Annotated in this window: 17 protein-coding genes; 6 read left to right on the top strand and 11 right to left on the bottom strand. The window is 68.0% G+C overall.

Going from position 1 to position 19,287, the window contains the following annotated elements; genetic code table 11:
- The first annotated feature begins 87 nt into the window (after positions 1–87).
- A complete protein-coding gene (locus AC1RGU_RS22950) occupies positions 88–2,499 on the top strand; it encodes a penicillin-binding protein 1A (protein ID WP_492697857.1) in 2,412 nt (803 codons plus the stop codon).
- Between the two features lie 24 nt (positions 2,500–2,523).
- Here the strand turns inward: AC1RGU_RS22950 and cyaY are convergent, their stop codons facing one another.
- Positions 2,524–2,856 (bottom strand): iron donor protein CyaY, encoded by a 333-nt coding sequence (cyaY, locus tag AC1RGU_RS22945; RefSeq protein WP_062471779.1) that lies wholly within the window; start codon positions 2,854–2,856, stop codon positions 2,524–2,526.
- A 12-nt stretch (positions 2,857–2,868) separates the two neighbouring features.
- Here cyaY and lptM point away from each other — a divergent pair, with 12 nt between their 5' ends.
- Positions 2,869–3,120 carry an LPS translocon maturation chaperone LptM gene (gene lptM, locus AC1RGU_RS22940; RefSeq protein ID WP_070059949.1) on the top strand — a complete coding sequence of 84 codons (252 nt, stop codon included), beginning with the start codon at positions 2,869–2,871 and terminating at the stop codon, positions 3,118–3,120.
- Positions 3,117–4,394 (top strand): diaminopimelate decarboxylase, encoded by a 1,278-nt coding sequence (gene lysA, locus AC1RGU_RS22935; RefSeq protein WP_492697859.1) that lies wholly within the window; start codon positions 3,117–3,119, stop codon positions 4,392–4,394. Before lptM ends, lysA begins: the two co-directional genes overlap by 4 nt.
- A gap of 7 nt (positions 4,395–4,401) precedes the next feature.
- Here lysA and msrQ read toward each other — a convergent pair whose 3' ends face one another.
- From msrQ to AC1RGU_RS22910, 5 genes are all read right to left on the bottom strand, one after another.
- Entirely contained in the window at positions 4,402–5,055 is a 654-nt protein-coding gene (msrQ, locus tag AC1RGU_RS22930) for a protein-methionine-sulfoxide reductase heme-binding subunit MsrQ (RefSeq protein ID WP_492698274.1), read from the bottom strand.
- A gap of 31 nt (positions 5,056–5,086) precedes the next feature.
- Positions 5,087–6,100 carry a protein-methionine-sulfoxide reductase catalytic subunit MsrP gene (msrP, locus tag AC1RGU_RS22925; protein WP_159278438.1) on the bottom strand — a complete coding sequence of 338 codons (1,014 nt, stop codon included), beginning with the start codon at positions 6,098–6,100 and terminating at the stop codon, positions 5,087–5,089.
- A 116-nt stretch (positions 6,101–6,216) separates the two neighbouring features.
- Positions 6,217–7,536 carry a c-type cytochrome biogenesis protein CcsB gene (gene ccsB, locus AC1RGU_RS22920; RefSeq protein WP_095743751.1) on the bottom strand — a complete coding sequence of 440 codons (1,320 nt, stop codon included), beginning with the start codon at positions 7,534–7,536 and terminating at the stop codon, positions 6,217–6,219.
- Entirely contained in the window at positions 7,533–9,713 is a 2,181-nt protein-coding gene (locus tag AC1RGU_RS22915) for a cytochrome c biogenesis protein ResB (RefSeq protein ID WP_307584257.1), read from the bottom strand. The genes ccsB and AC1RGU_RS22915 overlap by 4 nt, the downstream gene beginning before the upstream one ends.
- A 121-nt stretch (positions 9,714–9,834) precedes the next feature.
- Positions 9,835–10,506, bottom strand: a complete 672-nt coding sequence (locus tag AC1RGU_RS22910) for a c-type cytochrome (protein ID WP_095743749.1) — start codon at positions 10,504–10,506, stop codon at positions 9,835–9,837.
- A gap of 71 nt (positions 10,507–10,577) precedes the next feature.
- Here AC1RGU_RS22910 and yihA point away from each other — a divergent pair, with 71 nt between their 5' ends.
- Positions 10,578–11,315, top strand: a complete 738-nt coding sequence (gene yihA, locus AC1RGU_RS22905) for a ribosome biogenesis GTP-binding protein YihA/YsxC (RefSeq protein ID WP_492697861.1) — start codon at positions 10,578–10,580, stop codon at positions 11,313–11,315.
- A 90-nt stretch (positions 11,316–11,405) separates the two neighbouring features.
- Positions 11,406–12,317 (top strand): alpha/beta fold hydrolase, encoded by a 912-nt coding sequence (locus AC1RGU_RS22900; protein ID WP_492697863.1) that lies wholly within the window; start codon positions 11,406–11,408, stop codon positions 12,315–12,317.
- Positions 12,318–12,412: 95 nt separating this feature from the next.
- Here the strand turns inward: AC1RGU_RS22900 and AC1RGU_RS22895 are convergent, their stop codons facing one another.
- Together AC1RGU_RS22895 and AC1RGU_RS22890 are read right to left on the bottom strand one after the other, a co-directional pair.
- Positions 12,413–13,297, bottom strand: coding sequence for an LpxL/LpxP family acyltransferase (locus AC1RGU_RS22895; RefSeq protein ID WP_492697865.1), 885 nt, complete (start codon positions 13,295–13,297; stop codon positions 12,413–12,415).
- Positions 13,294–14,193, bottom strand: coding sequence for a lysophospholipid acyltransferase family protein (locus AC1RGU_RS22890; RefSeq protein ID WP_492697866.1), 900 nt, complete (start codon positions 14,191–14,193; stop codon positions 13,294–13,296). Before AC1RGU_RS22890 ends, AC1RGU_RS22895 begins: the two co-directional genes overlap by 4 nt.
- A gap of 232 nt (positions 14,194–14,425) precedes the next feature.
- Between AC1RGU_RS22890 and metK the strand changes: the two genes are divergently transcribed.
- Positions 14,426–15,610 (top strand): methionine adenosyltransferase, encoded by a 1,185-nt coding sequence (gene metK / locus AC1RGU_RS22885; protein ID WP_062471813.1) that lies wholly within the window; start codon positions 14,426–14,428, stop codon positions 15,608–15,610.
- 76 nt (positions 15,611–15,686) lie between these two features.
- Here the strand turns inward: metK and AC1RGU_RS22880 are convergent, their stop codons facing one another.
- The 3 genes from AC1RGU_RS22880 to AC1RGU_RS22870 are packed head-to-tail and all read right to left on the bottom strand — an operon-like array spanning position 15,687 to position 19,262.
- Positions 15,687–17,813 (bottom strand): TonB-dependent receptor domain-containing protein, encoded by a 2,127-nt coding sequence (locus tag AC1RGU_RS22880; protein WP_492697868.1) that lies wholly within the window; start codon positions 17,811–17,813, stop codon positions 15,687–15,689.
- 37 nt (positions 17,814–17,850) lie between these two features.
- Positions 17,851–18,063: a hypothetical protein gene (locus AC1RGU_RS22875; protein WP_139700991.1), complete on the bottom strand. Its 213-nt coding sequence runs from the start codon at positions 18,061–18,063 to the stop codon at positions 17,851–17,853.
- Positions 18,060–19,262, bottom strand: coding sequence for a PepSY-associated TM helix domain-containing protein (locus AC1RGU_RS22870; RefSeq protein WP_159274002.1), 1,203 nt, complete (start codon positions 19,260–19,262; stop codon positions 18,060–18,062). The genes AC1RGU_RS22875 and AC1RGU_RS22870 overlap by 4 nt, the downstream gene beginning before the upstream one ends.
- Positions 19,263–19,287: the final 25 nt, after the last annotated feature.

The following is a 19,287-nucleotide window of genomic DNA, read 5'->3' as shown; positions in this document are numbered from 1 at the left end:
CCTGGAGAGGGAATGCGCGAGGTAACAAAGATCCGGAGGCGCCGAGGGGGCGGCTTTTTATAATGTCCGGTGACTCTCCGGGCCCCCATGCAAGAAACTTCCAGCCCGAAAGGGCGCGCCAAGACTCCTCCACCCGAACGCCCCTTCTGGCTGAAATGGCTGTTGCGTTTCGTGTTCTGGGGGGCGGGCATCGCTGCGGCGGGCCTGCTTTCCATCCTGTGCGTGGTGGCCGTGGCCCTGGCAGTGGCCTATCCCAACCTGCCGGACATCTCGGAACTCTCCGACTACCGACCCAAGCTGCCGCTGCGCGTGTTCTCGGCCGAGGGCACGCAGATCGGCGAGTTCGGGGAAGAGCGACGCAACCTCACCCCCATCGCCGCGATCCCCAAGGTCGTGAAGGACGCCGTCCTGGCCGCCGAAGACGCGCGCTTCTATGACCACGGCGGCGTCGACTACAAGGGGCTGGTGCGCGCCGGCCTCGCCAACCTGAACCGCGTGAAGAGCCAGGGCGCCTCCACCATCACGATGCAGGTGGCCCGCAACGTCTACCTGAGCTCCGAGAAGACGCTGACCCGCAAGATCTACGAAGTGCTGCTGACCTTCAAGCTGGAGCACCTGCTCACGAAGGACCAGATCTTCGAGATCTACCTGAACCAGATCTACCTGGGCAACCGCGCCTACGGCTTCGCGGCCGCGTCCGAGGCTTATTTCGGCAAGCCGCTGTCCGAGATGACGATCGCGCAGGCCGCCATGCTCGCCGGCCTGCCGAAGGCGCCCGGCGCGAACAACCCGGTCAACAACCCGCAGCGCGCGCGCGGCCGCCAGTTCTACGTGATCGACCGCATGCAGGAGGCCGGCTTCATCACCGCCGAGCAGGCGGCCGAGGCCAAGAAGGAAGAGCTGCACCTGCGCGACGCCGCCGACCCGAACCGCCTGCACGCCGAGTACGTGGCGGAAACCGTGCGCCAGCTGATGTACGCCCAGTACGGCGACAGCACCTACACGCGCGGCCTCAAGGTCTACACCTCGCTGGTCGCCGCCGACCAGGCCGCGGCCTACAAGGCCCTGCGCAAGGGCATCATGGATTACGAGCGCCGTCAGGTGTACCGCGGCCCCGAGAAGTTCATCGACCTGCCGAGCGACCCCAAGGAGCTCGACGAGGCGGTGGACGACGTGCTGAACGACCACCCCGACAACGGCGACGTGATGGCGGCCGTGGTGCTCAAGGCCACGCCCAAGGAAATCCAGGCCATCCGGGCCAACGGCGACGCCGTGCAGATCACGGGCGACGGCCTCAAGCCCGCGCAGTCCGGTCTGTCGGACAAGGCACCGCCCAACATCAAGATCCGCCGCGGCGCCGTGATCCGCGTCGCCAAGACGCCCAAGAACACCTGGGAAATCACCCAGCTGCCCGAGGTGGAAGGCGCGTTCGTGGCCATGGACCCGCGCGACGGTGCCATCAAGGCGCTGGTCGGCGGCTTCGACTTCGGCAAGAACAAGTTCAACCACGTCACGCAGGCGTGGCGCCAGCCGGGCTCGAGCTTCAAGCCCTTCATCTACTCGGCGGCGCTCGAAAAGGGCTTCACCCCCGCCACCGTCATCAACGACGGCCCGCTGTTCTTCGACGCCGGCACCACCGGCGGCCAGCCCTGGGAGCCCAAGAACTACGGCGGCGGCTTCGACGGTCCGATGTCGATGCGCACGGCGCTGATGAAGTCGCGCAACCTCGTGTCGATCCGCATCCTGCAATCCATCGGCACGCGCTACGCGCAAGACTGGATCACCAACTTCGGCTTCGACAAGGACAAGCACCCCGCCTACCTCCCGATGGCGCTCGGTGCCGGTGCCGTCACGCCGATGCAGATGGCGGTGGGCTATTCGGTGTTCGCCAACGGCGGCTACCGCGTGAATCCGTACCTCGTGACCCGCGTCACCGACCACAAGGACCGCGTGCTGGTCGACGTCCAGCCGCCACTGCTCAACGAAGCGTCGCGCGCCATCCCGCAGCGCAACGCCTTCATCATGGACACGCTGCTGCAGTCCATCACGCGCGCCGGCACGGCCGCGAAGGCGCAGGCGATGCTCAAGCGCCCCGACCTCTACGGCAAGACCGGCACCACCAACGACTCGCTCGACGCCTGGTTCGCGGGGTTCCAGCCCACCATGACGGCGATCTCGTGGATCGGCTACGACACGCCGCGCAACCTGGGCGACCGCGAAACCGGCGGCGGCCTGAGCCTGCCGATCTGGATCAACTACATGGAAACCGCCCTCAAGGGCGTGCCCGTGACCGACCTGTCGACCACGCCGCCTTCGGGCATCGTGAGCGTCGGCGGCGAGTGGTACTACGACGACTACGCGCCGGGCCGCGGCGTGTCGAGCCTGGGCGTGGAATCCTCCGCGCCGGTGGCACCGGCCGAAGCCCTGAGCGGCCCGGCAATCAGCGCGCCTGCGCCACCCGAGGAGCGCAACCGCATCCTCGACCTGTTCAGGAACTGATCAAAAAAGACAGAGCGCGGCGGCTCAGGCCGCCGCGAACACCAGCGGCTGCCCCGCTTGCAGGGTCGCTTCGCGCGACAGGTTGCCGAAGAACTCTTCCCCGGTCTTGGTGTCCACCCACACCCGGCCGTCGTGCCGGTAGTGGTAGCCGCCGGAGCGTGCCGCCAGCCAGATTTCCTGCAACGGCTTCTGCAGGTTCACGATCAGCTGGCTGCCGTTGCGAAACGACATCGTGATCATCCCGCCGACCCGCTGGTTGTCGATGTCGGCGTCGGTCGCGTCGTTGATGCGGTCGCAGCCCTGCTCAATGGCAGCAAGCGCCGCCTCGGCGCGGTCCATGTACTCGGTGTCGGTCATTACAATTTCAGCATGTTGAATGTTCGCCAAATTCTAGTGAGCGCTCGCGCCCGCACCGCGCTCATGGTCTGCCTTGCCGCCAGCGCGGCCGGCCTTGCGGCGTGCGGACAGCGCGGCGCGCTCTACCTGCCGACCGATCCGGCGGCCGCCCAGCGCGCCACCTTGCCCCAATTGCTCACCCCCGGCGGCTCCAAAGCCACCGACAACGAAGCGGCCCCCAAGCCCGCCGCAGCCAGCAGCGCCCCCGCCTCCCCCCAGAAATGACGACGAACACCCCCCTGCCCGGCCACCCCCACATCGCCCACCGCGACGGCGCCCTGCACGTCGAGGGCGTCGCGCTCGACGCGCTGGCACGCACGCACGGCACGCCGCTGTTCGTCTATTCGAAGCAGTGGATGCTCGACGCTCTGGCCGCTTACCAGCGCGGCTTCGAGGGCCGCGACGCGCTCATCTGCTACGCGATGAAGGCCAATTCCTCGCTCGGCGTGCTGCGCGTGTTCGCCGAAGCCGGCTGCGGCTTCGACATCGTCTCGGGCGGCGAGCTGTCGCGCGTGCTGGCCGTGGGCGCCGATCCCAAGAAGATCATCTTCTCGGGCGTCGGCAAGACGCGCGCCGAGATGCGCCAGGCCCTGGCGGCCGGCATCGCCTGCTTCAACGTCGAGAGCGAAGCCGAGCTCGACGTGCTCAACGAGGTGGCGCTGGCCGAGAAGGTGCGCGCGCCGATCAGCATCCGCATCAATCCGAACGTCGACCCGAAGACGCACCCCTACATTTCCACCGGCCTGAAGGGCAACAAGTTCGGCATCGCGCACGACCGCGCGGTGCAGGCCTACCAGCACGCCGCCCGGCTGCCGGGCCTCGAGGTGGTCGGCATCGACTGCCACATCGGCTCGCAGATCACCGAAGCCTCGCCCTACCTGGACGCCTGCGACCGCGTGCTCGACCTGGTGGAGGCCATCGAGGCGGCCGGCGTGCCGATCCATCACCTGGACTTCGGCGGCGGCCTGGGCATCGACTACAACGGCGAAGTGCCGCCCAAGGCCGATGCGCTGTGGCAGCAGCTGCTCGCCAAGCTCGACGCGCGCGGCTTCGGCCAGCGCAAGCTGGTGATCGAACCCGGCCGCTCGCTGGTCGGCAATGCCGGCGTGTGCGTGACCGAGGTGCTCTACACCAAGCCCGGCGAAGACAAGAACTTCTGCATCGTCGACGCGGCCATGAACGACCTGCCGCGCCCCGCGATGTACCAGGCCTTCCAGAAGATCGTGCCGCTGCGCGAGCGCGCCGGCGACGCGCCGACCTACGACGTGGTGGGCCCGGTCTGCGAAAGCGGCGACTGGATCGGCCGCGACCGCGCACTCAACGTGGCGGCCGGCGACCTGCTGGCCGTGCTGTCGGCCGGTGCGTACTGCATGAGCATGGCCAGCAACTACAACACGCGCGGCCGCGCCGCCGAGGTGCTGGTGAGCGGCGCTACAACGAAGCTGATCCGTCGCCGCGAGACGATGGAAGACCAGTTGCGCGCCGAGATCGACGGCTGATCCGGTCTCAGCCGGTGCGCAGCGGCTTCTCGCTGCCGCGCACGGCCACTGCGGGCCTGGCCTGGCGCTTGCGCGCGAAATTCCAGATGCGCCACGCCAGCAGCACCCCGATGATCGCGGCATAGACGAACACCTCGGCGAAGTTGTTCTTGCCCGCGCGCATCCAGAAGAAGTGCAGCAGCCCGAGCCCCGCGATCACGTAGACCAACTTGTGCAGCAGCTGCCAGCGCTTGGCGCCCATCGCCTTGATCGCGCGGTTGAACGAGGTGGCCGCCAGCGGCGTCAGCAGCACGAAGGCCGAGAAGCCCACCAGGATGAACGGCCGCTTGGCGATGTCCTTGGCGATTTCGCCCCACTCGAAACCCATGTCGAACCAGCTGTAGCACAGCAGGTGCAGCACCACGTAGAAGTACGCGAACAGGCCCAGCATGCGGCGCAGCCGCGCCAGCGCGTTGAGCTTGGCGATCACGCGCAGCGGCGTCACCGCCAGCACGATGCACAGGAAGCGCAAGGTCCAGTCGCCCGTCGCGCGGATCAGGAACTCGGCCGGGTTCGCGCCCAGCCCGTCGGTGAAGGCACCGAAGGCCAGCCGCGCGAACGGCAGCAGGCACAGCAGGAAGACGACCGGCTTGGTCGCCGGGTGCATGAGCAGCTTGTTCAGCATGGCGCAACGACCGGGCGGGCGCGCCCGCTCAGTAGTTCTTCTTCAGGTCCATGCCGGCGTAGAGCTGGCCGACCTGTGCCTCGTAGCCGTTGAACATCTCGGTCTTGCGCCGCTTCGCGAACAGGCCGCCGCCGTCGCCGATGCGGCGCTCGGTCGCCTGGCTCCAGCGCGGGTGGTCGACGTTCGGGTTCACGTTCGAATAGAAGCCGTACTCCTGCGCCGCCGCCTTGTTCCAGGCCGTGCTCGGCTCCTTCTCGACGAAGCGGATCTTGACGATCGACTTGGCCGACTTGAAACCGTACTTCCATGGCACCACGAGCCGCACCGGCGCGCCGTTCTGGTTGGGCAGCACCTCGCCGTACATGCCGAAGGCCAGCAGCGTGAGCGGGTGCATCGCCTCATCCATGCGCAGGCCCTCGGTGTAGGGCCAGTCGAGCACGCGCGAGCCGACGAAGGGCATGGTCTTCGGGTCGGCCAGCGTCACGAACTCGACGAACTTGGCATTGCCCTGCGGCTCGACCTTCTTGATGAGCTCGGCCAGCGAATAGCCGACCCACGGAATCACCATCGACCAGCCCTCGACGCAGCGCAGGCGGTAGATGCGCTCTTCCTGCGCGCTGAGCTTGAGCAGGTCCTCGATGCCGTACTTGCCCGGCTTCTTGACCAGGCCTTCGACCTCCACGGTCCACGGCCGCGTCTTGAGCGTGCCGGCGTTCTTCACCGGATCGCCCTTGTCGACGCCGAACTCGTAGTAGTTGTTGTAGCTGCTCGCGTCCTTGTAGTCGGTGAGCTTTTCCATGGTCTGCGCGCCCGGCACGGCCGACTTGGCGCCCGGCAGCAGGGCCAGCTTGTGCGGGCCGGTCGCCTGGGCGAAGGCCTCGCGCCCGGCGAAGGTGGCGAGCGCCGCACCCGCGGCACCGCCGGCCATCAGCTTGAGCAGGTCGCGCCGGCCTTCGTAGGCGGCGCGCGGCGTGATCTCGCTCGACAGCGGATGGGTGAAACCCTGGGTGTCGCGACGGTGCGAACGGGAATGGAACGACATGGCAGGCCTTTCGCGTGAATCGTTGTGCTCAGGGTAGTTCGTGACATGCCCCGGTTTGGTTACGCGCCATGGCGGCGCGTGGTTTCAATTCTTCGCAAAAGGCGCCAGGCCTGCGCTTACAGCGTGCCGTAGCTGTGCAGCCCGCTCAGGAACATGTTCACGCCGAGGAAGGCGAAGGTGGTCACGGCCAGGCCGGCCAGCGCCCACCAGGCCGCCACGGTGCCGCGCAGGCCCTTCACGAGGCGCATGTGCAGCCAGGCCGCGTAGTTGAGCCAGACGATCAGCGCCCAGGTTTCCTTCGGGTCCCAGCTCCAGTAGCCGCCCCAGGCGTCGGCCGCCCACAGGGCGCCGAGCACGGTCGCGATGGTGAAGAAGGCGAAGCCGACGGTGATCGACTTGTACATGACGTCGTCGAGCACCTCGTTGGCCGGCAGGCGCGCCGCGATGCGCTTGCGCCCCAGCAGGATGCCTGCGGCGATCAGCGCCGAGATGCCCGCGTAGATCACCCAGTAGCTGCCGCCGGCTTCCTGCACGCGCTGGCGGAACGCCACCGGCACGAAGCACAGCGCCACGCCCAGGAGCCAGATCGGCGTGAGCTTGTACCAGCGGGTTTCGCTCGCCTGTTCCTTGATGAGGTAGGCGAAAGCCACCATGGCCGCGAGCGCGAAGGTGCCGTAGCCGATGAAGTTGGCGGGCACGTGCAGCTTCATCCACCAGCTCTGCAGCGCGGGCACCAGCGGCTGGATCTCATGCGCCTCGCGCACGATCGTGTACCAGAGCAGGAAGCCGACCGCCGCGCTGACCACCAGCATCACGAAGGCGCCCAGTGCGCGCGTGTTGTAGCGCTCTTCGAAGTACAGGTAGAACGCCGCCGTCAGCCAGCAGAACAGCACGAACACTTCGTACAGGTTGCTCACCGGGATGTGGCCGATGTCCGGGCCGAGCTGGTGGCTTTCGTACCAGCGCACCATGGTGCCGATCAGCGCCATGGTCACGGCCGCCCAGGCCAGGCGGGAGCCGATCAGGTCGAAGGTGTCGGCCTGCTGCTTGCCGGCGGCAAAACCGATCCAGTAGAACAGCGTGCTCATGAAGAACAGCACGCTCATCCAGAGGATGGCCGACTGGCTCGACAGGAAGTACTTGAGCCAGAACACCGAGTCGGCGCGCGCCAAGTCGCCCTGGTAGGAGCTGATGGCCAGCAGCGAGGCCGCGGCCACCACCAGCGTCAGCACCCGCAGCGGGCGCCAGAACCAGCAGATGCCGATGACCGAAATCAGCGCGGCCACGAGGATCGGCTTTTCGTAGCTGTCCATCGAGCCGGCGTGGCGCATGAAGGCGAACGCGCCGCCGGCCAGCACCAGCGCCGCGAACACCCAGTCGAACAGGTTGCGGCGGGAGAGCCAGCTTTCGTGGAGCGTGAGGGTCGTGGTGTTCATGGTGACGCCGGTTCTTCTTTCTTCAGGGCGAGCAACCTGTGCTTCAGGTGCTCGAATTCGCGATCGCTGTCCAGGGTCTTGCGGTTGACCGAGAACGCCATCGTGGCGACCGTTTCGCGGCCGTCGTTGTCTCCAGAGGCGCCGCCGCCGGGTGTCAGCCACACCCACAGGCGGCGCTCGCGCACGTACAGCATGGCAAAAATACCGACGATCAGCAACAGACACCCCAGATAGACGATGTTCTTGCCAGGGGCGCGCGCCACCTGGAAGACGCTGGCCTGCACCTGGGTGAAGTCGGTCATCATCATCGCGACGGGCGCCGGATAGAAGTGCGCGTCGCTCAGGGCCAGCACGGCCTGCGTCAGGTAGCCCTGCGATTTCTCGTCGTTCGGCAGCGCGGCCAGTCCGGCGCCCTCGCGGCTCAGGTTGAGCACCTCGAACAGCACGTCGTTGAGAATGCGCACCAGCACCGTGCCGGCGCGCTCGCGCTCGGCCTCGGGCACGTTGGCCTCCATGAATTCGGCGATCGCCTGCCAGCCGCCCTGCGACGCGGCGTCGGCCTTGGCGCGCTCGGCCCCCGAGAACAGCGCCAGCGCACGGGCGGCCGACACGCGCAGTTGCTCGGCCATTTCGGGACGCTTGGGGTCGGTCGCCTTGGCGATGTAGCGCTCGATGGCGCGCTCGCGCGTGGCGGGGTCGCCCAGCGCGGTGCGCATGCGCACGAAGCCGTCCATCGAACCCTGCTCGTCGGCCGGCACGCGCAGGTAGCGGAACGGCTCCTCGGGCTTCTCGCGCATGCCCAGCAGGAACACCGGCTGGCCGTCGCCGGCGTCGACCGGCACCATGTAGTTCTGGTACTCGCGCGCCTGGCCGGCCGCGTCACGCAGCTTGTAGCCGATGCTGGGGCCGATGTTGCGCAGCACCTTGGGCTTGTTGGTCTTGTTGGCGGCGCCCAGGCGCGACTCGATGCCGTGGCGCAGGTCGACCTTGCGCACGTCGGCGCCGCTGCCCATGGCGCCACCGTCGGCGAAGTTCTCGACGTTGATCACGCGCAGCGCGGCGTACTCGAGCGTGAGCTTGTCCTTGCCGTTGGTGATCTCGGTGCTCGGGCCGCCGATGATGCCCTCGACCTCGAAGGGCTTGGCCGCGGCCGCCATCGGCACCGCCTTGAGCTTCACCGTGGAGCCGCCGTCGTCGAAGCTCGACTGGTAGATCTCCACGCCCTTGTAGCTGGCCGGGTGGTTCACCTCGATGCGCGCGGGCACCTGCTCGCCGCTCTCGCGGTCGTGCAGCACCACCTCGCTGGCGAACAGCTTGGGCATGCCGGTCGAGTAGTAGTCGACGATGAACTTCTTCAGCTCTATGGTGAACGGCAGCTCCTGCAGCAGCACGCCGTCGGCCTGGTTCAGGATGGCCACGTTGCCCCGCCCGCCCTCGGGCACGAGGATGTTGCCGCGGAAGGTCGGGTTGGCGGTCGACAGGCGGTGCTCGGGCGCCACGTCGGCGATCATGCCGCCGCCCGTGAACACGCTCTTGCCGTTGAACCAGGTCTGGGCGCGCACCACCAGGTCGCCGTCGAGCAGGCCGCCGATGCACACCAGCACGATGGCGCTGTGGGCGGCGATGTAGCCCAGCTTGTGGGCACCGCCGGCGCGCGCCGCGACCATCCAGCCCGCCGCGGCCTTGCCGTCGGCGCTGGCGTTGCGCTGCTGCAGCTTGACCTTCCAGCCGCCGCTCACCAGCAGCTGGCCGATGCGGTTGGCCGCCATGTCGGGCGTTTCCGCCAGGCGGTTTTCGGCGCGCTGACCGAAGGCCTTGAGGCTCTGCGCGCGGATGTCTTCCTTGAAGGTGCGCAGGTCGATCAGGATGCGCGGCGTGTTGCGCGCGACGCACAGCGACGTGCTGATCACCAGGAACAGCAGGATCAGCAGGAACCACCAGGCGCTGTAAACCGAGTCGAGCCGCGCCGTGCGGAACAGCTCGGCCCAGAAGGGCCCGAACTGGTTGATGTAGTTGTTGATCGGCTCGTGCTGCTTGAGCACGGTGCCGATGATCGAGGCGATGCAGATGACCGTGAGCAGCGCGATCGCGAAGCGCATCGACGACAGCAGTTCCACCGCGGCGCGAAGCAGCTGCGGGCCGCGATGCACGCGAAGGCCATGGGTGGAGACGGTCATCGGGAGGGAACCAGGAAAGAGGAAAAAAACAAAAGGGCGGGCCATCCTCCTGGATCGGCCCGCCCTTTGTTTGGGATTTTTATCGGCGGTTAGTTCACGCTGGACAGCGCGACGGCGGAAATCAGCGCAGGCCGGCGATGTAGTCGGCGACAGCCTTGATTTCGCGGTCGTTGAGCTTGGCGGCCACGCCGTTCATGGGCGAGCTGTTCAGGCGGACGTTGTCGCGGAAGGCCACGAGCTGGGCCACGGTGTAGTCGGCGTGCTGGCCGCCCAGGCGCGGGTACTGGGCCGGCAGGCCGGCACCGTTCGGGCTGTGGCAGCCGGCGCAGGCCGGGATCTGGCGATCGCCGATGCCGCCGCGGTAGATCTTCTCGCCGAGGGCGACCGTGTCCTTCTCCTTCGAGAAGCCCGGCTTGATCTTCTTGGAGCCGACGAACCAGGCGATGTTGCGCATGTCTTCTTCGGACAGCGCCGACGCCAGCGGCTTCATGATCGCGCTCTTGCGCTTGCCGGACTTGAAGTCCTGCAGCTGCTTGAGGATGTATTCGGGGTGTTGTTGCGCCAGCTTGGGGTTGGCTGCGATGGCCGAGTTGCCGTCCGCGTTGTGGCACGAAGCACAGCTTTGGCTGTTGGCCGGCGTCGCATTGAACAGCGTGTCGCCCTTGGCGGGATCGGGCTTGGCCGGCTTGGCGGCTGCCGCTGCGGGGGCAGCTGCATGCTCATCGGCTGCAAAACTCGCGCTGGCTGCGACGCCCATGAGGGCTGCAAGCAGAATATTGGCAAACAACTTCATATCGGGGGCTTCGAATTTATGGCGCAAAACCCCGCGATTCTACAATGGCGCCCCGTTCCGAAAGCCCATTGATGACCTCCCCGCGCGCCAAGTCCGCCGCTTATCCTCCCCGCGCGGCCCCTGCCGTGGACCCGCAGGTCGCTGAACGCGAGCGCGTGGCCCTCGGTTGGCTGCACACCGCCCACTTCCTGACCAGCGCTCCGCAGCTGGAACACCTGCCCCCGGTCGACCTGCCCGAGATCGCCTTTGTCGGCCGATCCAACGCCGGCAAATCGACCGCCATCAACACCCTGACGCAGCAGACACGGCTGGCCTTCGCCTCGAAGACGCCGGGCCGCACGCAGCACATCAACCTGTTCGGCATCGGCAAACAGAAGGTCGACGACGCCGTGCTGGCCGACCTGCCCGGCTACGGCTACGCGGCCGTGCCGAAGGAAGCCAAGCTGCGCTGGCAGCGCGTGATGGGCAACTACCTCATGACGCGCGAAAGTCTGCGCGGGGTTGTCCTGATGTGCGATCCGCGCCACGGCATGACCGAGCTCGACGAGATCCTGCTCGACGTGATCCGTCCGCGCGTCGAGCAAGGCCTCAAATTCCTGGTGCTGCTGACCAAGTCCGACAAGCTCACGCGCACCGAAGCCGCCAAGGTGCTGTCGATTACGCGACTGAACGCCGGCGGCGGCGAGGTCAAACTGTTCTCGGCCCTGAAGAAGCAAGGGGTCGGCGAAGCGGCCGAACTGCTGTGGCGCTGGGTGCACCCCGACGACGCCGCGGCAACGCCCGCGCCGCCACCGGCCGAAAACGCCTGATGCGCTAGAGGAACCGGCTGCATCGAGCGCCTCGCCTGCGAAGTTCACTATCAAAACAATAGCGACAATCAACCCAAGGAGACACGAAGCATGATCGAGACCTTCCAACGCAGCCTGCCCAACGGCACCACCCTGAGCTGCCGCGCGGCCGGCAAGCCGGGCCAGCCGCTGATGGTGTTCCTGCACGGCTTCCCCGAAGCCGCGTTCATCTGGGACGAACTGCTCGCCTACTTCTCGGACCCGGCCCACGGCGGCTACCGCTGCGTGGCGCCCAACCTGCGTGGCTTCGAGAAGTCCAGCGCGCCCACGGAAGTGGCCGACTACAAGGCCCACCTGCTGATCCAGGACATCCAGCAGCTCGTGGCCACCGAGAGCGCCGACGGCACCATGGCCGCGCTGGTGGCCCACGACTGGGGCGGCGCCTTCGCCTGGGGCTACGCCAACGCCTTCCCGCAGCAGGTCGGCAAGCTGGTCATCATCAATTCGCCGCACCCGGGCACCTTCACGCGCGAGCTGCGCAACAACCCGGCACAGCAGCAGGCCAGTGCCTACATGCACTTCCTGGCGCGCCCCGACGCTGAAGTCCTGCTTGCGGCCGACGATTTCAAGCGCATGTGGCCCTTCTTCCTCTTGATGAAGGCCGGCCCGGACGGTTTCGGCTGGCTCACCGAAGAGGTGAAGCAGCAGTACCGCGAAGTCTGGAGCGCGGGCCTCACAGGCGCCTGCAACCTGTACCGCGTGACGCCGATGAAGCCGCCACTGCCGGGCCAGTCGATCGACAGCATTCCGGTGCTGCCGCGCGAACGCCTCACGGTGACCATGCCGACCTTCGTGTTCTGGGCACTCGACGACGCCGCGCTGCTGCCAGGCCTGCTCGAAGGGCTGGAAGAGTACGTGCCCCAGCTCGAGGTCAAGAAGGTGCCGAACGCCACCCACTGGATCGTGCACGAGCAGCCGCAGCTGGTCGCGCGCGAGATCGAGGGCTTCCTGGCACGCAATTGAGGCGGCCGCCGCCGGGCCGCCCCAAGGCGGGCCGCGCCTCCCCCTCGGGGGGTGGAGTTACACGCAGCGAAGCGAAGTGAAAAGCTGGGGGGCTTTCAATAGATCGGCGGCTCGCCCTCGGGGCGGGTCTTGAACCTGCGATGCACCCAGTAGTACTGGGACGGCATCGTGTCGATGTAGCCCTGCAGGCGCTCGTTCATGAGCGCCGTGTCGGCCTCGACGTCGTCGGTCGGGAAGTTCTGCCACGCCGACAGCACCTGGATCTCGTAGCCGCCCGGCGTGAGCTTCGCCACCACCGGCACCACCTTGGCCTTGCCCAGCCGCGCGAAGCGCGAGAGCGACGGCACGGTGGCCGCCTGCACGCCGTAGAAGGGCACGAAGATGGTCTGGTCGCGCCCGAAGTCCATGTCGGGCAGCAGGTACAGCAAACCGCCCTTGCGCAGCCCCGAGAGGATGGGCTTGATGCCGTCCACCCGGTTGAGCGCCGCCACGTCGCCGAAGCGGGTGCGGCCTTCGCGGATCCAGGCGTCGACCATCGGGTCGCGCTGGGTCGTGTAGATCGTGGCCGACGGGCGCGCCGTGTGCATGGTGAGCGCGGTGGCCGCGGCATCGAGGCCGTAGAAGTGCGGCGCGAACAGGATCATCGGCGCGTCGCCCTCGGCGATCTCGCGGATTTCCGAGGCAGAACCGACGATCTTCAGCCGGCTCTTCACCACCTGCTCGGGCGCATGCCAGAGCCAGCTGCGGTCCAGCCATGACTGCGCGACGAAGACGAAGGTCTCGCGCGCGATGGCGCGGCGCTCGGCCTCCGATTTCCCGGGGAAGCACAGGGCCAGGTTCCGGTCGACCACGCGCCGCCGCGGCACGGCGATGGTGTGCAGCAGGCGGCCGAGAACCCTGCTGAAGCCGCGCACGAGCGGCAGGGGCAGCGGGGCCAGCACCCGCATGAAGCCGATACCGAGTCGGGAACTGAGGCTCATGGCGCAGCCCCTCCAGCGGCATTGGCCACCACGGCGGGTTCGCCGCGCGGCTCCTTGTAGCGCGCGTAGTCCCACACGTACTGGCCGGGCAGGCTGTGGATCAGGCGGCCGATGCCGTCGTTCATGGCGGCTGCGGCGTCCTCGATGGAGGCCTCGGGGTCCGTGAGCGCGGTGCCGACGATCGGCTCGAAGCGGATCACGTAGCCCGCGCCGCGCGGCAGGCGCTCGCACACGCTGAGGAAGCAGGCGGCACCGGTCTGTTGGGCCAAACGGGGAAGCAGGGTCATGGTGTAGGCGGGGCGGCCGAGGAAAGGCGCCCACACGCCCTGCCCCAGCGGCGGCACCTGGTCGGGCAGGATGCCGGTGTAGCCGCCGCCGCGCAGCGTGCGGATCAGGCCGCGCACGCCGGTGTTGTTGGTCGGCAGGGTCTGCAGACCGGGCCGGTCGCGCGAACCCGCGGCGATCAGGTCGGCCATCCATTTCTTGCGCGCCGGACGGAACAGCGCGGTGATCGGCCCGAAGTCCGCGAGAAAGCGCTCGCCGATGGCCTGGCCGCACATCTCCCAGCTGCCCAGGTGCGGCGCCACGAGGATCACGCCCTTTTTCGCGCACATCGCGGCCTCGAAGGCCTCGACGCCTTCCCAGCGCACCACGCGCGTCAGCACGCTCTCGCCCTGCGGGCGCAGCCACAGCCAGGGCAGCTCGGACGCCATGTGGCCGGCGGCGGCGATGGCGGGACGGTACTGCGCGGGCGAGAAGCCGGCGCTCTCGGCGTTGGCCTTGAAGCGGCGGCGGTAGTCCGGCGCGCACCACCAGACCAGCCACCCCAGCAAGGCGCCGAGCCGATGCATCAACGGCATCGGCACGCGGGCAAGCAGGCGGAACAGGGTGATCATTGAACGGGGAGGGGGAGAGAGTCAGGGAGGGTCAAAAGGCGGACGCGCGCGCATGGTATTGCGCGGCTCGAATAGAATGCAAATTGTCGCCGAGTTACGGAACAACTTGCAGGGCGACACCCACAAGCGCGAATGCGATTGTGTCCCGTCGATTCATCGACATCTGCTAAAGCGTTCGCCAGGGCTCCGCAGAGTTGGCAACGCGCCAATTGAACTTCAAGGAGTGACCACAGTGGCGAACGACTTTCTCTTTACCTCCGAATCGGTCTCCGAAGGCCATCCCGACAAGGTCGCGGACCAGATCTCGGACGCGATCCTCGACGCGATCTTCGAACAGGACCCCCGCAGCCGCGTCGCCGCCGAAACGCTGACCAACACCGGCCTCGTGGTGCTCGCCGGCGAGATCACGACCAACGCGCACGTCGACTACATCCAGGTCGCGCGCGACACCATCAAGCGCATCGGCTACGACAACACCGAGTACGGCATCGACTACAAGGGTTGCGCGGTGATGGTCTGCTACGACAAGCAGTCCAACGACATCGCCCAGGGCGTGGACCACGCCTCCGACGACCACCTGAACACCGGCGCCGGCGACCAGGGCCTGATGTTCGGCTACGCCTGCGACGAAACGCCCGAGCTGATGCCCGCGCCGATCTACTACGCGCACCGCCTCGTGGAGCGCCAGGCCCAGTTGCGCAAGGACGGCCGCCTGCCCTTCCTGCGCCCTGACGCCAAGAGCCAGGTCACGATGCGCTACGTGGACGGCAAGCCCCACAGCATCGACACCGTGGTGCTCTCCACGCAGCACAGCCCCGACCAGAGCGAGACGCCGACCAAGATGAAGGCCTCGTTCAACGAAGCCATCATCGAGGAGATCATCAAGCCCGTGCTGCCCAAGGAATGGCTGCAGAACACGCGCTACCTGATCAACCCGACCGGCCGCTTCGTCATCGGCGGCCCGCAGGGCGACTGCGGCCTCACCGGCCGCAAGATCATCGTCGACACCTACGGCGGCGCCTGCCCGCACGGCGGCGGCGCGTTCTCGGGCAAGGACCCGTCGAAGGTCGACCGCTCGGCCGCCTACGCCGCGCGCTACGTGGCCAAGAACATCGTGGCCGCCGGCCTGGCGCGCCAGTGCCAGATCCAGGTGGCCTACGCCATCGGCGTGGCCCAGCCGATGAACATCACGGTCTACACCGAAGGCACGGGCGTGATCCCCGACGAGAAGATCGCCGAACTCGTGCGCGAGCACTTCGACCTGCGTCCGAAGGGCATCATCCAGATGCTCGATCTGCTGCGCCCGATCTACCAGAAGACCGCCGCCTACGGCCACTTCGGCCGCGAAGAGCCCGAGTTCACCTGGGAAGCCACGACGCAAGCTGCTGCACTGCGCGCTGCGGCCGGCCTCAAGTAAGCACTGCGACTACCGGGTCTCAAGGCCCGCCGTCCCCTCGGGGCGGCGGGCCTTTTCCTTTTCGTGGTGCGTTCGCTCAGAAGCGGTACGCGCCGCTCAGGCCCACCGTCCAGTTGCGCCCCGGCGCGGGCTCGTAGAAGCGCGCATTGCCTTCGTTGACGATGACCGAGCCCATGTAGCGCCGGTCGAACAGGTTGTCGACGCGCGCGAAGGCGTTGAAGTCCCAGCGCTCCCACTTCTTCAGGTAGCCGGCGTACAGCGCCGCCACGGCGTAGCCGTGCGCGCTCGCGGTGTTCAGGTCGTTGGCCTGGATGCGGCTCAGCGCGCGCATCTCGACGCCGGCGCGCCAGCCCTCGGGCGGCACCCAGCCGAGCGAAGCGAACAGCGACTGCCGCGCGATGCCCGGGATGCGGTTGCCCGCGTTCACCGCGTTGCCGCCCGCGCAGGGCGACGGCGAGCAGAACGCATCGCGGTAGGTCGCGTCCAGCCAGGTGTAGGCCACCTGCGTGCGCCAGTGGTCGGCCGTTTCGTGCTGCCAGCCCAGCTCGAAGCCGTTGCGCCGCGTGCGCCCCGCGTTCTGGAAGGTGGCGCGGCCGCCGCTGTTGGTGGCGGTGACGATCTCGTCGCGCGTGCGCGTGTGGAACAGCGCCGCCGTCAGCAGGCCGCCGGCCAGCCGCGCCTTCGCGCCCACCTCGAGGCTGTCGTTCACCGAAGGCCGCAGCCCGAAGTTGAGCCCGCTCGCGCCGCCCGGGCGGTACGACAGCTCGTTGAGCGTCGGCGTCTCGAAGCCCCGGCCGACCGAGCCGTACACCGCGAGATCGGGCGTGGCCTGGTAGCGCAGCGAGGCCACGGGCAGGGTCTTGCTGTAGCTCGCGCTGCCGCTGTCGTCGCGGTTGGCACCACCGATGTAGAGGTCGTGCGAATCGAAGTGCACACGGCTGCGACGCACGCCGGCCTCGAGCGTCCAGCGCTCCGCGAAGCGCCAGGCCGCCTGCGCATAGGGATCGAGGTTCCAGACCTCGTTGCGCTCGTTGCGGCGCAGCCGCCCCTGCTCGCCCAGCAGGGGCGCGGCCACCGGGCCCAGGTAGTTCTCGTAGCCGCGGCGGCGCTCGCGCAGGCTGTCGTAGCCCAGGCCCGCCACGAGGTCGAAGGGCCGGTCGGCCAGCTGCAGCGCGGCGGTCCAGCGCAGGTCGACGCCGCCGTACTGGCGCGTGAGGTCGATCACGCCGCCCGCATGCAGCGGGCTCTGCTGCGCCGACGGCGGGATCGACTGGAACTGCACGGTCTTGCGTTCGCCGCCGTAGACCATGAACTGCAGCGCCTGCTCGGCATTCAGGCGCCGCTCGTAGCGCAGGCCGACCTGCGTCTGCTCGACCGTCTTGCGCGTGTCGTACTGCAGCGCCAGCGGCGCCTTGCGCGGTGCCTGCGCGACCTGCTCGGCCGTCAGGCCCAGCGGGTCCTGCGCCTCGATGCGCACGCTGTTGAACACCAGCGTCAGCTTGTCGCCGTTGTCGAGCGCGACGCCCAGCTTGCCGTTCGCGATGTTGCGCCGCGCGGCACTCTGCTCACGCCAGCCGTCGGTGCGAAAGTGGCTCGCGCCGAGCAGGTAGTCGACCGCGCCCTGCGAACCGCTCAGCTGCAGCGACTGGCGCCAGCTGCCGAAGCTGCCGCCCGCCAGCGAGTACGACAGGCGCGGCGCGCCCTCCCCCGAGGCCGTGAACGCCTGCACCACGCCGCCCGACGAATTGCCGTACAGCGCCGAGAACGGCCCGCGCAGCACTTCGACGCGGTCGACCGAGCCGATGTCGATGTTCGAGGTCTGCCCCTGGCCGTCGGGCAAGGTGGCCGGAATGCCGTCGACGTACAGGCGCACGCCGCGCACGCCGAAGGTCGAGCGCGCGCCGAAGCCGCGCACCGACAGCTGCAGGTCCTGCGCGTAGTTCATGCGGTTCTGCACCTGCAGGCCGGGCACGGCGCCCAGGCTCTCGGACAGGTTGACCTGCATCCGGCTGTCGCGCATCTCGTCGCCGTCGACGCGGTCGACCGAGCCGGGCACGAGAAAGGGTGACAGCGTGCCGCGCGGCGTGGAAACGGTGACGTCGCGCAGCGTGCCGGTCGGCGACGTGGCGGGCTGCTGGCCATGCACGGCCAGCGGAGCGCCCAGGATCAGCAGGCGAAGCGGGTAGGAGAGTGCGGCATTCATCGGCACCGATTCTGCGTCGGTGCCCTGCCCCTTCCGCCTAGCGGGAACCCGTGCGCGGCGACCGGCGCCAGCCGTACCAGGCGCACACGAGCACCGGAACGCCCAGGCCCACCCAGGCCACCATGTCGCCGAGGCCGCCGTCGCTGAACAGCGCGGTGATGAGGCCTACCGTGGTCATCACGCCCAGCGCGATCGGCCAGCCCCACATGCGCCAGAAGGACTGGTGCGGTGCCTTGTGGTGCGTCGTCATGCCTGCACCTTCATGGCCGGTGCCGGGTCGGGCTGCGGGCCCGAGGCCGAGGGCGGCGCACGCTCCGTGCCGGGCGCCGCGGTCGGGGTCGCCCGGGCCGGCACCGTGTTGCCGCGCTTGAGCCACAGGTACAGCCCGCTGCCCAGCACGATGATGGTCGCGATGTCCAGCAGCGCCCACAGGATCTGCATCGGCATGCCGCCGTAGTCGCCGAAGTGCAGCGGCTGCGACACCAAGAGGCCCGTGAGGTACCACGGCATCTTCGGCGCTGCCGTCACCTCTGCGGTCTTGGCATCGACCAGCACCGGCTGCAGCAGCTTCGAGGTGAAGGGCTCGTTGCCGCGCAGGAAGAAGGTCGTGTGGTGCGGGCTCGAGAACGAGGTGCCCGGGAAGGCGATGAACGACAGCTTCATGCCCGGCGCCTTCTGCATCGCGCCTTCCATCGAGCGCTGCAGCGAGCCGCGCTCGGCCACCGGCACCACCGGCTCGTTCTTGTAGGGCGCGAGCAGCGTGCTCAGCTGGTCGTACTGCCAGTACTTGATGATCAGGTCGGCCCAGGTGTTGATCATGCCGGTGGAGCCCACCACGAACAGCCACACCAGCGTGACGATGCCCAGCAGGTTGTGCAGGTCGAGCCACTTCAGGCGCGGACGCTTCTCGCGTCGCACGGTACCGAAGTCGAGCTTGCGCATGAACGGCGAATACAGCACCACGCCCGAGACGATGGCCACCAGCAGCAGCAGCCCCATGAAGCCCAGGAACAGCTTGCCCGGCAGCCCGGCGAACAGGTCGACGTGCAGCTTGAACATGATGTACATGAAGCCCTGGCTGAACTCCGGCTGCGCCAGCACGACGCCGGTGCGCGCATCGACCGCCACCGACTTGAAGTCTTCGGTGGGTTCGGGCGTGGGCGTGAGCGTGACGAACCACAGGCCGTCGTCGTCCTCGGGCTGCGAGACGAACTGCACCACGCGATCGGGGTGCTTGGCGCGGCCGATCTCGACCACCTTGTCCAGGCTGATGCGCGGCGTGTTGGCCGGCATCTTCGGCGCCTCGACCTCGGTGCCCAGCAGGTGGCCGATCTCGTGGTGGAAGATCAGCGGCAGGCCGGTGATGCACAGCAGCAGCATGAACACCGTGCAGACAAGGCTGCTCCACTTGTGCACCCAGGCCCAGGTCTTGATCTTTCGGCTGTCCATGTCGTCGTGCGTCGTTGGGTGGAGA

This window comes from Variovorax sp. GW823-FHT02B07 (assembly GCF_058797695.1).
The sequence above is the reverse complement of the archived record's forward strand: the minus strand, read 5'-3'. Positions and strand labels throughout refer to the sequence as shown.